This window comes from Nocardia sp. SYP-A9097 (assembly GCF_009649815.1).
Lineage (GTDB): Bacteria > Actinomycetota > Actinomycetes > Mycobacteriales > Mycobacteriaceae > Nocardia.
This window is the reverse complement of sequence record NZ_WJIC01000023.1, coordinates 59,470-72,531: the sequence shown is the minus strand read 5'-3', so window position 1 is coordinate 72,531 and position 13,062 is coordinate 59,470. Positions and strand designations below refer to the sequence as shown.

Annotated in this window: 11 protein-coding genes and 1 pseudogene; 4 read left to right on the top strand and 8 right to left on the bottom strand. The window is 66.9% G+C overall.

The window, feature by feature from the left end; all coding sequences use genetic code 11:
* Window positions 1–63: 63 nt before the first annotated feature.
* On the top strand, window positions 64–687 hold the full coding sequence (locus GFY24_RS31720) for an NAD(P)-dependent oxidoreductase (protein ID WP_153808787.1): 624 nt from the start codon (window positions 64–66) through the stop codon (window positions 685–687).
* A gap of 3 nt (window positions 688–690) precedes the next feature.
* Here the strand turns inward: GFY24_RS31720 and GFY24_RS43220 are convergent.
* Together GFY24_RS43220 and GFY24_RS43865 are read right to left on the bottom strand one after the other, a co-directional pair.
* Window positions 691–1,056, bottom strand: a pseudogene (locus GFY24_RS43220) (GTP-binding protein); the annotation flags it as partial.
* Window positions 1,034–1,192: a GTP-binding protein gene (locus GFY24_RS43865; protein ID WP_153808840.1), complete on the bottom strand. Its 159-nt coding sequence runs from the start codon at window positions 1,190–1,192 to the stop codon at window positions 1,034–1,036. The pseudogene GFY24_RS43220 and the gene GFY24_RS43865, both read right to left, overlap by 23 nt.
* 182 nt (window positions 1,193–1,374) lie before the next feature.
* Here GFY24_RS43865 and thiD point away from each other — a divergent pair, with 182 nt between their 5' ends.
* The 3 genes from thiD (at window position 1,375) to GFY24_RS31695 (ending at window position 5,663) form a co-directional block, all read left to right on the top strand.
* Window positions 1,375–2,235 (top strand): bifunctional hydroxymethylpyrimidine kinase/phosphomethylpyrimidine kinase, encoded by an 861-nt coding sequence (gene thiD / locus GFY24_RS31705; protein ID WP_309231593.1) that lies wholly within the window; start codon window positions 1,375–1,377, stop codon window positions 2,233–2,235.
* Between the two features lie 74 nt (window positions 2,236–2,309).
* The gene (locus tag GFY24_RS31700) at window positions 2,310–3,551 is read left to right on the top strand and encodes a glycosyltransferase (protein ID WP_153808784.1); all 1,242 of its coding nucleotides are present in this window, start codon (window positions 2,310–2,312) and stop codon (window positions 3,549–3,551) included.
* Window positions 3,552–3,680: 129 nt separating this feature from the next.
* Complete coding sequence (locus tag GFY24_RS31695) at window positions 3,681–5,663, top strand: glycosyltransferase family 39 protein (RefSeq protein ID WP_153808783.1); 1,983 nt, start codon at window positions 3,681–3,683, stop codon at window positions 5,661–5,663.
* 57 nt (window positions 5,664–5,720) lie between these two features.
* Here GFY24_RS31695 and GFY24_RS31690 read toward each other — a convergent pair whose 3' ends face one another.
* From GFY24_RS31690 to GFY24_RS31665, 6 genes are read right to left on the bottom strand one after another with little or no spacing between them, the layout of a single operon-like run.
* The gene (locus tag GFY24_RS31690) at window positions 5,721–6,335 is read right to left on the bottom strand and encodes a TetR/AcrR family transcriptional regulator (protein ID WP_153808782.1); all 615 of its coding nucleotides are present in this window, start codon (window positions 6,333–6,335) and stop codon (window positions 5,721–5,723) included.
* A 6-nt stretch (window positions 6,336–6,341) separates the two neighbouring features.
* A complete protein-coding gene (locus GFY24_RS31685; protein ID WP_153808781.1) occupies window positions 6,342–7,127 on the bottom strand; it encodes an enoyl-CoA hydratase family protein in 786 nt (261 codons plus the stop codon).
* A 16-nt stretch (window positions 7,128–7,143) separates the two neighbouring features.
* On the bottom strand, window positions 7,144–8,307 hold the full coding sequence (locus GFY24_RS31680; RefSeq protein ID WP_153808780.1) for an acyl-CoA dehydrogenase family protein: 1,164 nt from the start codon (window positions 8,305–8,307) through the stop codon (window positions 7,144–7,146).
* A 3-nt stretch (window positions 8,308–8,310) separates the two neighbouring features.
* Window positions 8,311–10,302 (bottom strand): biotin carboxylase N-terminal domain-containing protein, encoded by a 1,992-nt coding sequence (locus GFY24_RS31675; RefSeq protein ID WP_153808779.1) that lies wholly within the window; start codon window positions 10,300–10,302, stop codon window positions 8,311–8,313.
* Window positions 10,303–10,310: 8 nt separating this feature from the next.
* A complete protein-coding gene (locus tag GFY24_RS31670; protein ID WP_153808778.1) occupies window positions 10,311–11,915 on the bottom strand; it encodes an acyl-CoA carboxylase subunit beta in 1,605 nt (534 codons plus the stop codon).
* Window positions 11,912–13,060, bottom strand: a complete 1,149-nt coding sequence (locus GFY24_RS31665) for an acyl-CoA dehydrogenase family protein (RefSeq protein WP_309231592.1) — start codon at window positions 13,058–13,060, stop codon at window positions 11,912–11,914. Before GFY24_RS31665 ends, GFY24_RS31670 begins: the two co-directional genes overlap by 4 nt.
* Window positions 13,061–13,062 lie beyond the last annotated feature (2 nt).

Genomic DNA, 13,062 nt, shown 5'->3' with positions numbered 1-13,062 from the left:
GGCGCGCGCCCGTTGATGTACTGAAATCACCTTCACGACAACGAATTACACGAGGTGAAAGCAATGCGAATCGCAATCTTCGGAGCCACCGGAACCCTCGGCCGACAGGTCGTCACCCAGGCCCTCGCGGCCGGTCACGAGGTCACGGCGCTGACCCGCTCGGCCGCGAATATGCCTGTCACACATGAGCGTTTGCGCGTTGTGGTCGGCGATGTGCTCGATCCGGCCGCCGTCGAGCGGGTGGTGCTCGGCCAGGACGCGGTCATCATCACCCTGGGTGCGGGCCGCAAGGGCGGGGTGCGCGCCGCGGGCACCCGCACCGTTATCGAGGCCATGCAGCGCAGCGGGGTGAAGCGGCTCATCTGCCAATCCACTCTGGGCACCGGCGACAGCGCGGGCAATCTCAACTTCGTCTGGAAGTACGTCATGTTCGGCATGCTGCTGCGGCAGGCCTTCGCCGATCACGTACAGCAGGAGCAGTACGCCATTGCCAGTGATCTGGACTGGACCATCGTGCGGCCCAGCGCCTTCACCGACGGCCCGGCCACGGGGGCCTACCGCCGGAACTTCGGTCCCGCGGAACCAGGTCTGGCGCTGAAGATCTCACGCGCCGATATCGCGGCATTCCTGATCGAACAGCTCACGGACGCCACCTATGTGCGGCGCACGCCCGGCATCTCCAATTGAGTATCAGGCGTGCTCGTGCGCAGCACCCCAGTGCGGGAAGGGATCCGGGTACCGCAGCCACGCCTGCGGCCCGGCATCCAGCTCCACATCGGTGAGCAGGGCCGAATTCAACAGGTCACGCACGTGCGGGCGATCCAGCTTGATACCGATGAAGACGAGCTCCTGCCCCGGCGGCATATCCAGGGCCGACCAGTACGCGCCCGCTTCGAAGGTCAGATTCGGTCCGGCCTGCGACCAGATGGCGGCCAGATCGGGGCGGCTGGCCAGCCAGAAGAAACCCTTGCTGCGCAACAGTCTCTGCAATTGTGCCAGCGCCGCTTCGAGGCGTTCGGGATGGAACGGGCGCTCAGCGGTGAAGGTGATGCTGCTGGCCCGCGATCAGCGCCGCGTCGATATTCACCTCGCTCATGTCGTTGACCATGACCGCCACCCGGCGGCCGTCGCGATTGGCGATTATATGGTTGAGCAGGGTCGTCTTGCCCGCGCCGAGGAAGCCGGACAGCATGGTCACGGGCAGCTGGGCGGGGTGCTGGGCTGAGGTCACACGCTAATGATAACTGTTTTCATTAAAATCCCGGCCGCCAGGTTCGTGGCCCGTCCCGGTTCTGGACTGAGCGGAGGGAGGGAAGGTTCGGGACTCCCAGGGCCGCGAACCAGCCGGAGCGAAGCGGAGGCAAAATGGGCACCGTGAAACTGCTGCCGCTGACCCCGAATGGGCAGACCCCCGTCCGCGCCCTCACCATTGCGGGCACCGACTCCGGCGGCGGCGCCGGCATCCAGGCCGACTCCCGCACCATGGCCATGTGCGGCGTGCACGCGTGTGTGGCGGTCGCGGCGGTGACCGTGCAGAACACACTCGGCGTCAGCGGATTCCATGAGATTCCGCCGGAGATCGTGGCCGGTCAGGTGCGAACCGTGGTGAGCGACATAGGCATCGGAGCCGCCAAGACCGGCATGCTCGCCTCCACCGCGATCATCGAGGCGGTCGCGGCGGTCTGCGAAGAGGTCGGCATCGGGCGCAATGGCACCATCCCCCTGGTGGTCGACCCGGTCGCCGCCTCCATGCACGGCGATCCGCTACTGCACGCCTCGGCCCTGGATGCCTTGCGCGACACCCTGATTCCCCTCGCCACCGTCATCACCCCGAACCTCGACGAGGTGCGCCTGCTCACCGGCATCGAAGTGATCGACGACCTGACCGCACACAAGGCCGCCGAGGCCCTGCACGCCCTCGGCCCGCAGTGGGCCATCGTCAAGGGCGGCCACCTGCGCACCTCTTCCTTCAGCACCGACCTGCTCTTCGACGGCGAAACCTTCCACGAACTCACCGCACCCCGCATTGCCACCGGCAATGATCACGGCGGCGGCGATACCCTGGCCGCAGCCATGGCAAGCGCCCTCGCACACGGCTATTCGGTCCCCGATGCCTTCGCCTTCGCCAAGGAATGGACCCGCCGCTGCCTCGAAGCCTCCTACGACCTGGGCGCAGGCCACGGGCCGGTGTCACCGCTGTGGCGATTGCACGAAGATCCGGCTTCCAGCGCATAGCTCCACCGCGGCTCCCAGGAACCTCCCAGCTCGGCCGCAGGGGCGGCCCAGCGTGCCGGACGACCGTAGTGATCATGTCCGACACCGTGACCGCCGTCCGGACGGCGGAACCCGCAGAGTCCGTGACCGCGCCCGTAGTGGATGTGGTTGTACCCGTGTACAACGAAGAGGTCGATCTCGGGCCGTGCGTGCGCAGATTGCACGCCTTTCTCATTCTGAACTTCCCGTTCACGGCGCGAATCACCATCGCCGACAATGCCTCCACCGACAGCACGCTGCAGGTCGCGCGCATTCTTGCCGACGAATTGAGCGGGGTGCGGGTGGTGCATCTGGATCGCAAGGGGCGCGGGCGGGCGCTGCGCGAGGTTTGGCAGGGGTCGGACGCGCAGGTCGTGGCGTATATGGATGTCGATCTCTCGACCGATTTGAACGCACTGCTGCCGCTGGTCGCGCCGCTGGTCTCCGGGCATTCGGATCTGGCCATCGGGACCCGGCTGGCATCCTCGTCACGGGTGGTGCGCGGACCCAAGCGGGAGATCATCTCGCGTTGCTACAACCTGATCCTGCGCACCTCGCTGCAGGCCAAATTCTCCGATGCGCAATGCGGTTTCAAGGCCATGCGCACGCAGGTGGCGCGCTTGGTGCTGCCGCTGGTGGAGGACGGCGAATGGTTCTTCGACACCGAGCTGCTGGTGCTGGCCGAACGTATCGGGCTGCGCATTCACGAGGTGCCGGTGGATTGGATCGACGATCCGGACAGCCGGGTCGATATCGTCGATACCGCGCGCAAGGATCTGCGGGGTATCTGGCGGGTCGGGCGCGCGCTCGGGTCGGGGCGACTGCCCATCAACGAGTTGCGGGCCGCCATCGGACGCGAACCGCTGGTGGAGGGTGTACCGCTCGGCATGGTCGGACAGCTTGTGCGGTTCGGCATTGTCGGTGTCGGCTCGACCCTGGCGTATCTGCTGCTTTACGTTCTGCTGCAATCGATTACGGGTGCGCAGGTCGCCAATTTCCTGGCGTTGCTGATCACCGCGGTCGGCAATACCGCGGCCAATCGCGCGTTCACCTTCGGGGTGCGCGGGTCCGCGCAGGCGGTCTCGCATCAATTGCAGGGGCTGACCATCTTCGGTATCGGGCTGCTGCTCACCAGCGGATCGCTGTTCGCACTGCATCATTGGGCCCCGGATTCCGCGGTGCACCTCGAACTATTGGTGCTGGTGCTCGCGAATCTCATTGCCACCCTGGTGCGTTTCGTCGGATTGCGCTGGGTGTTCCGCAAGGCCGGGGCACTCGATGCGGCGGGCAACCGATGATTGCGCGCCGGGATGACGGCGGGAACCCGCCGTGCAGCGGCCACGGCGAACTGATCCGCTGGGCGTATCCGACCGTCGCCACACTCTCGAACACCGCACCGTCGAATACCACGGCAGAGGAGGTGCACGATGACCACGACATTGACTGAGCGCCAGGTGGTTCCGCCGCCCGCGCGGGCGACCGCCCGGATCTCGCGCTGGGAGTATCCGGCGCTGGCGACCCTGCTCATCGGCACCGCCATCGCCTACCTGTGGAATCTGTCGGTCAACGGCTGGGCCAATTCGTTCTATGCCGCCGCCGTGCAGGCGGGTTCGGTGTCGTGGAAGGCGTTCTTCTTCGGCGCCTCCGATGCCGCCAATTCGATCACGGTCGACAAGACGCCATTGTCGTTGTGGCCCATGGAGATTTCGGTCCGCATCTTCGGCCTGCACAGCTGGAGCATGCTGCTGCCGCAGGCGCTCATCGGTGTGGCCTCGGTGGCACTGCTGTGGGCGACGGTGCGGCGGGTGTTCGGGCCGGGTGCGGGATCGCTCGCCGGACTCGCGCTCGCAGTGACTCCCGTTGCGGCCCTGATGTTCCGGTTCAACAATCCGGATGCCCTGCTGGTGCTGCTCATGATCGCCGCGACCTGGGCCATGACCCGCGCGGTCGAGGACGGGCGCTGGCGCTGGCTGCTGTACACCGGATTGTTCATCGGGCTCGGATTCCTCACCAAGCAATTGCAGGTGCTGCTGGTGCTGCCCGCACTGGCGCTGACCTATCTGGTCGCCGGTCCGCCGAAACTCGGCAAGCGCATCGCGCAACTCTTCGCCGCTGGGGCGGCAATGCTGGCGGGCGCGGGCTGGTGGCTGCTCATCGCCGAATTCTGGCCCGCCGAGGATCGACCGTATTTCGGTGGCTCACAGCACAATTCGATTGTCGAATTGACGCTCGGTTACAACGGGCTGGGTCGACTGAACGGTGACGAGACCGGCAGTGTCGGCCCGGGCGGTGAACTCCCCGCCGGCGGCAATGGCATGTGGGGTGCCACCGGCATCACCCGCATGTTCGAACCGCAGCAGGGCGGGCAGATCGCCTGGCTCATCCCCGCCGCTCTCCTCCTGCTGGTGGCCGTACTTGTCCTGCGCGGCAGGGCTTCCCGCACCAATCGGCAGCGCGCCGGAATCATGCTCTGGGGCGGCTGGCTGCTGGTGACCGGACTGGTCTTCAGCTTCATGAAGGGCATTTTCCACCAGTACTACACGGTGGCCCTGGCCCCGGCCGTGGCGGCGCTGGCCGGTATCGGCGCGGCCATGCTGTGGCGCGAACGCGAGAAGCTCTGGGTGCGTGCGATTTTGGCGCTCACTCTCGGCTCCACGGTCGCGACGGCGTGGATGCTGTTGTCCCGCAGCGGTTCCTTCCAGCCCTGGCTGCGCTGGACCATCGCGGTCGCGGGAGTCGTTGTGACCGCGCTACTGCTGGTGCGCCTGCCCCGCCGGATCGAGCTCGCGGCCGCCACCGCCGCGGTCGTAATCGGCCTCGCCGGACCGCTCGCCTACACCGTGGACACCCTGACCACCGGTCACGAAGGCCCGATCCCCAGCGCCGGACCGAATGTGCGCGGCGGCTTCGGTTTCGGACCGGGCGGCCCACGCGGCGAAGGCGCACCGCGCATGAATGCCGATGGCGGCCGAGGCGGACCGGGTGGTGCACCCGGCAACCGAGGCGGACCGAATGCCCAGGGTGGCCGGGAGGGCGGCGGCGCGGGTAATTTCATGATGGCGAGCAAGCCGAGCGCGAAGGTCACCGCCCTGCTGTCGGCCGATGGCGACGAGTACACCTGGGTGGCCGCGGCCATCGGCTCGAACAGTGCCGCGGGTTTCCAGCTCGCCACCCAACTGCCGGTCATGCCGGTGGGCGGGTTCAACGGCAGTGATCCGTCGCCGACACCGGAGCAGTTCCAGCGCTACGTGGCCGACGGGGATATCCACTACTTCATCGGTGGTGGCGGTGGCATGGGGAGCCGTTCCGGTTCGCACAGCAGCGAGATCACCCAGTGGGTGCAGGACCATTTCACCTCACAGGAGGTGGACGGCGTGACCCTCTACGACCTGACCCAGCCCAAGAGCTGACCCGCGAAAAAGAGCGCGAACGTGGTAACAGCCGAATTCACCGGCAGCGCAAGGTGATCAGCGTTGCGGGTTCAGGGCCAGGTGCAGGGTGGCCGCCCACTGTTGTACGACCTCTTTGCGGCGCAGGGAATCGTCGGTCAGGATATCGGCCAGTCCGAGACCGCGCGCCAGGTCCAGGGTGGCCTGAACCAGGTGGTGCGCAACGGGATCGGAGTCGTCGACGCCCAGCGCCTCCACCGCCATGCGATGTGAGGCGCGGCCGAACCGGGCCTCCATGGGCATGATGAGTTCGCGCAGGGTGGGATCGGCAGCGGCATGCGTCCAAACCTGCAGTGCGGCTTTGAAGAACGGGGTGGTGTAACCCTCCACCAGCGCGGTCACCACGGCCTCGGTGCGGCCCTGCCCTTCGGCCACCTCACCGATGGCTTGGGCATCGGTCAGCGACTGCGCCATGCGGGTGTCGAACATGTAGTCCAGGGCGGCGGTGATCAGATCCTCACGAGTCGGGAAGTGATGCTGCGCCGCGCCGCGTGACACCCCGGCACGCTCGGCCACCACGGCGACCGTCGCCGCCGCCCAGCCGGTCTCGGCCAGGCAGTCGATGGTCGCCTCCAGCAGCCGCTGCCGGGTGGCCCGGCTGCGGTCCTGCTTGGGTTCGTGGGGTGTAGCCATGGGTAGCTATTCTGCCCAGCTCGGCGGCCGGCGCTGAAAGAAGGCGGTCATGCCCTCGATCACGTCGGGGGTACCGAAGAAGCTGCCGGACCGCTTGGCGAGGCCGGTGGCGGAGCGGGCCACCTCGGCCAAAGTGGCGGCCGTGGTGAGGCGCTTGCTCTCCGCCAAACCCTGCGGGGAGCTCTTGCGCAACTCGCTGATCAGGCGTTTCACCTCGGCGGCCGGATCGTCGGCGGCAATGCTGATGAGTCCGGTGCGTTCGGCCTCGGCGACGTCGAAGGTCTCGCCGGTCTGGAAGTAGCGGCCCGCCGCACGCGAGGTCAGGCGCGGCAGCAGAGTCAGCGAAATCACGAAAGGCGCGAGACCCAACCGGGCCTCGGTGAGGGCGAAACTGCTGCCGCGGCCCGCGACGGCGATATCGCAGGCGCCGACGATGCCCATACCGCCCGCGCGCACATTGCCGTCGATCCGGGCGATGACGGGCTTGGGCAGCTCCAGAATGTCGCGGAGCACCCGCACCATCCAGCCGGTGCGAATATCGGCGGCGGCCGCCGGATCGGCGTCCAGGGCCTCCTTGAGATCGGCTCCGGCGCAGAAGGTATTGCCGGTGTGGGTGAGCACCACCCCGCGCACCGCGCTATCGGCGGCCGCGTTTTCGAGACCCGCCAGCAGCTCCGTCACCAATTTCGAGGACAGGGCATTGCGATTGTGCGGGGAATCCAGGGTCAGGACGGCGAAACCGTCCTGGACCTCGTAGCGCACGAACGGTGCGTCGGGGGTGGCGTCACTCATCGAATTTCCTTACAGCTCAGTAGGACCGGGGCAGGCCGAGCGAGTGCTGTGCCACGAAATTCAGGATCATCTCGCGGCTGACCGGGGCCACCCGGGCGATGCGGGCCGCGGCGAGCATGCCCGCCAGGCCCACATCCGAGGTCAGGCCCGCACCACCGTGGGTCTGGATGGCCTGGTCGAGGGCCTTGATACTCGCCTCCGCCGCAGCGTATTTCGCCATATTCGCGGCTTCGGCGGCACCGAAGTCGTCGCCCGAGTCGTACAAGAACGCGGCCTTCTGCATCATGACCTTGGCCAGTTCCAGCTCGATCTTCACCTGCGCGAGCGGATGCGAAATGCCCTGGTGCGTACCGATCGGCGCGCCCTTCCAGACCGCGCGCTCCTTGGCGTAGGCGACGGCGCGATCAATGGCGTAGCGGCCCATACCGATTGCCATCGCGGCGCCCATGATGCGCTCGGGGTTCAGGCCCGCGAACAGCTGCGCGATGGCGGCGTCCTCCTGGCCGACCAGCGCGGTGGCGGGCAGGCGCACATCATCGAGGAACAGCGTGAACTGATTGTCCGGCTCGATAATGTCCATCTCCTGCTTCGTCTTCACGAAGCCGGGGGCATCGGTGGGGACGATGAACAGGGCGGGCTGCAGATTGCCGGTCTTGGCATTCTCGCTGCGGGCCACGATGAGCACCGCCTCGGCCTGATCGACACCGGAGATGAAGATCTTGCGGCCGTTGAGAATCCAGTCCTCACCGTCGCGGCGGGCGGTGGTGGTGATCTTGTGCGAGTTCGAGCCGGCGTCCGGCTCGGTGATACCGAAGACCATCTTGCCGGTGCCGTCGGCCAGCTTGGTCAGCCAATGCTGCTTCTGCGCCTCGGTGCCGTACTTGGTGATGATGGTGCCGCAGATGGCCGGGGAGACCACCATGAGCAGCAGGCCGCAGCCCTGCGCCGCGAGCTCCTCCTGAACCAGGGCCAGCTCGTAGATGCCCGCGCCGCCACCGCCGTACTCCTCCGGCAGGTTCACCCCGAGGAAGCCGAGTTTGCCTGCCTCGTCCCACAATTCGTCGAACGGCTCACCCTTGCGGGCCTTGGGTCCGGCGTAATCGCGGAAGTTGTACTTGGCGGCCAGCTTGGCGACGGCGTCGCGCAGTGCCTTCTGCTCGTCGGTTTCGATGAAGCTCATCGTCTACTCCTGGTTGTCTTCGGACTGGACCACGGCGAGCACGGCACCTACTTCGACCTGCTGACCCGCGGTGACATTGAGTTCGGTGAGCACACCGGCGGCGGGGGCGGCAATGGTGTGCTCCATCTTCATCGCCTCCAGCCACAGAATGGGCTGGCCCTTCTCGACTCGATCGCCCAGCTGCGCGCCCAGGCGGATGACCGCACCGGGCATCGGGGCGAGCAGTGAACCCTCGGCCACCTGATCGGCCGGATCCTCGAAACGCGGCAGGCGGCGGACGGTCACCGGGCCGAGCGGGGAATCGACCGCCACCAGATCGCCGTAGCGGGCCACCTGGAAGCGGCGGCGCACCGGGCCGCGCCCGCCCGGCACCTGCAGGGTGACGGAATCCGGTGTGGCTTCAAGCAATTCGAGTCCGGGATGGCCTTCCACGGTGAGGCCGTCGCGGGTGAGGGTGTAGCGCACCTCGTGCTTACCGGTGACGCGGCTCTCGTACGACTTGGACTGCGGCTGGGACGGCAGGTTCCGCCAGCCGCTCGGCAGGCCGGAACCGACGCGGACGGTCTTGCGATTCGCGGCGGCATCGGCGAGGGCGGCGGCGACAATCGACAGTGCCTCATCGGATTCCGATGCCAGCGGCGCGGACAGGGTATCCAGGCCGTGCGTGGCGAAGAAGGCGGTATCGGTATCACCGGCCAGGAATGCCGGATGCCGGAGAACTCGTACGAGCAGGTCACGGTTGGTGACGAGGCCGTGAATCTTGGCGCGTTGCAGTGCCGAAGCGAGCAGATGCGCTGCCTCGTCACGGGTTTCGGCGAAGGAGATGACCTTCGACAGCATGGGGTCGTAGTGCACGCCCACCACCGAACCGTCCACCACACCGGTGTCCAGGCGCACTCCCGGTTCGGTCAGCACGGTGAATTCGCCTGTGGTGCCCGGGATTTCGAGCCTGTGCACGGTGCCGCTCTGCGGCTGCCAATCGTGCGCCGGATCCTCGGCGTACAGGCGTACCTCGATGGAGTGGCCGCGCATACCCGGCTGGGTGGCGGGCAGTGCGCGCCCGGCGGCCACCTGCAATTGCAGGCGCACCAGATCCAGGCCGGTGACCTGCTCGGTGACCGGATGCTCCACCTGCAGACGGGTATTCATCTCCAGGAAGAAGAAGTCGCCCTTCTCGTCGGCCAGGAATTCGACGGTGCCCGCACCCTCGTAGCCGATGGCCGCGGTGGCCAGCTTGGCCGCCTCGAACAGCCGCGCCCGCATCCCGTCGATCTTCTCGACCAGCGGGGACGGGGCCTCCTCCACAACCTTCTGATGACGGCGCTGAATGGAGCATTCGCGCTCGCCGACCGCCCACACCGTGCCCTGGGTATCGGCCATGACCTGCACCTCGATGTGGCGGCCGGTCTCGAGGTAGCGCTCGCAGAAGACGGTCGGATCGCCGAATGCCGATTCCGCTTCGCGCCGTGCGCCTTCCAGCTGCTCTTGCAGATCAGTCAGATCGCGGACCACACGCATACCGCGACCACCGCCACCGGAGGACGCCTTGATGAGCACCGGCAGCATGTCGGCGGTGACCTCGGCCGGATCCAGCTCGGCCAGGACCGGGACACCGGCGGCATCCATCATCTTCTTGGACTCGACCTTGGAGCCCATCTGCTCGATGGCGGCGACCGGCGGGCCGATCCAGGTCAGCCCTGCGGCCTGCACAGCCTTCGCGAATTCGGCGTTCTCGGAGAGGAATCCGTAGCCGGGGTGAATGGCATCGGCACCGGCGGCCAGGGCCGCCTCGATGATCAGTTCACCGCGCAGGTAGGTCTCGCCCGGCGTATTGCCCGGTAGTCGGATAGCCGAATCCGCCTCCGCCACATGCGGTGCGGCGGCGTCGGCATCGGAATACACAGCGGTGGTGGCGATTCCCATACGACGGCAGGTGGCGAATACCCGCCGCGCGATCTCACCACGATTGGCGACCAGAACGTTCGTAATGTCCATACCGGCACTCACATTCGGAAGACGCCGAAGCCCTCGGCGCCCTTGATCGGGGCATTGTGGATGGCGGACAACGCCATTCCCAATACCGTGCGGGTGTCGCGCGGGTCGATGACGCCGTCGTCGTACAGGCGGCCCGACATGAACATGGGCAGCGATTCGGCCTCGATCTGCGCCTCGATCATGGCGCGCATACCGGCGTCGGCCTCCTCGTTGAACGGGATGCCGCGGGCCTCGTTGGCGGCCCGGCCGACAATGGAGATGACGCCCGCCAGCTGCGCACCACCCATGACGGCGGATTTCGCACTGGGCCAGGCGAATACGAAGCGCGGATCGTAGGCGCGACCGCACATGCCGTAGTGGCCCGCACCGTAGGACGCGCCCATGAGCAGCGAGATGTGCGGGACCTTGGAGTTCGAGACCGCGTTGATCATCATCGCGCCGTGCTTGATGATGCCCTTCTGCTCGTACTCCTTGCCGACCATGTAGCCGGTGGTGTTGTGCAGGAACAACAGTGGGGTATTCGACTGGTTGGCCAGCTGGATGAACTGCGTGGCCTTCTGCGCCTCCTCGGAGAACAGCACGCCACGGGCATTGGCGAGAATGCCGACCGGATAGCCGTGCAGCTCAGCCCATCCCGTCACCAGGCTCGATCCGTAGAGCGGCTTGAACTCGTCGAAGTCGGAGCCGTCCACGACGCGGGCGATGACCTCACGCGGATCGAAGGGGATCTTCAGATCGGTGGGGACGATGCCGAGCAGCTCGTCCTGGTTGTACAGCGGCTCGATGACCTCGGTGACCGGACGCGGGGCCGGACCCTTCTTCTGCCAGTTCAACCGGCGCACGATCGACCGGCCGAGCCGGATGGCGTCCTGCTCGTCCACGGCCAGGTAATCCGCCAAACCCGAAGTGCGGGCGTGCATTTCCGCGCCGCCCAGGGATTCGTCGTCGGACTCCTCACCGGTGGCCATCTTCACCAGCGGCGGGCCACCCAGGAACACCTTGGAGCGCTCCTTGATCATCACTGTGTAGTCGGACATGCCCGGGATGTACGCGCCACCGGCGGTGGAATTACCGAAAACCAGTGCGATGGACGGGATTCCGGCCGCCGACAACCGGGTCAGGTCGCGGAACATGCGCCCGCCCGGGACGAAGACCTCTTTCTGCGTCGGCAGATCCGCGCCGCCGGACTCCACCAGATTGACGACGGGGAGCCGGTTCTCCAGCGCGATATCGCTCATACGCAGGGTCTTTCGCAGCGTCCACGGATTCGAGGTGCCGCCGCGCACGGTCGGATCGGGGGCGATGATCATGCATTCGACGCCCTCGACAAGGCCGATACCCGCGATCACACTCGCGCCGACATGGAAGTCACTGCCCCAGGCCGCGAGGGGGGCCAGCTCCAGGAACGGCGAATCCTCATCCAGGAGTAATTCGATACGCTCGCGCGCGGTCAGCTTGCCGCGCTTGCGATGCCGCGCCATCTTGTCCGGGCCGCCGCCCGCGATGTTCTTGGCGTACTCGGCCCCGACCTCGTCGAGTTTGGCCGTCATCGCCTCGGCGGCGGCCTGATAGTCCGCCGATTTCGGGTCTACGGAAGTGCGCAGAATGCTCAAGACTGGAACCCCAATCGCTTTGCCGCCAGGGCGGTCAGGATCTCGTTGGTGCCGCCGCCGATGCCGAGAATGCGGACATCGCGGTACTGGCGCTCGACTTCGGACTCACGCATGTAGCCGAGTCCGCCGAAGAGCTGAACCGCCTGGTGCGCAACCCATTCCGCGGCTTCGACGGCGGTGTTCTTGGCGAAACACACCTCGGCGATCAAATCGGTCTCACCGCGCTCGGCGCGTTCGGCGATCTGCCGGGTGTAGACGCGGGCCACATCGATCCGGCGCGCCATCTCCGACAGCGTGTTCTGCACGGCCTGACGGCTGATCAGCGGGCGGCCGAAGGTCTCGCGGTCCCGGGTCCAGGCCAGGGTAAGGTCCAGGCAGCGTTGCGCGTGCCCGTACGCCTGGGTGGCCAGACCGACCCGCTCACTCACGAAAGCGTTGGCGATCTGCGCGAATCCGGAGTTCTCCGCGCCGACCAGGTTCGAAACCGGTACGCGCACATCGACATACGAGAGTTCGGCGGTATCGGACGCCAGCCAGCCCATCTTCTCCAGCTTGCGGCTGACCGTGAAACCGGGCGTGCCCTTCTCCACCACCAGCAGCGAAACACCGGCCGCGCCACCGCCTCCCGTGCGGACCGCCGTCACCACGTAGTCGGCGCGCACGCCGGAGGTGATGTAGGTCTTCGCGCCGTTCACGATGAACTCGTCGCCATCGCGCACGGCGGTGGTGGTGAGGTGACCGACATCCGACCCACCACCGGGCTCGGTAATGGCCAGTGAGCCGATCTTCTCACCCGCCAGGGTCGGCTTGGCCCAGCGCTCGATGTGCTCTGGATTACCGGAGGCGACAATGTGCGGCACCGCGATACCGCAGGTGAACAGCGAGGCGAACAGGCCGCCCGAACCGCCCGCGTAATGCAGCTCCTCACAGACGATGGCCGCCTCGATGGGCCCGCCACCCGAACCGCCCGCCGACTCCGGGAACTGGATACCCAGCAGCCCCAGCGCACCCGCCTTCTTGTGCAGTTCACGCGGGATCTCCCCCGCCCGCTCCCAGTCGTCCAGGTACGGGAGCACCTCGCGGTCGGCGAATCCGCGCACGGTGGCACGTAATTCGCGCCGCTCGGGCGTCTCCCAGGGGTTCACAT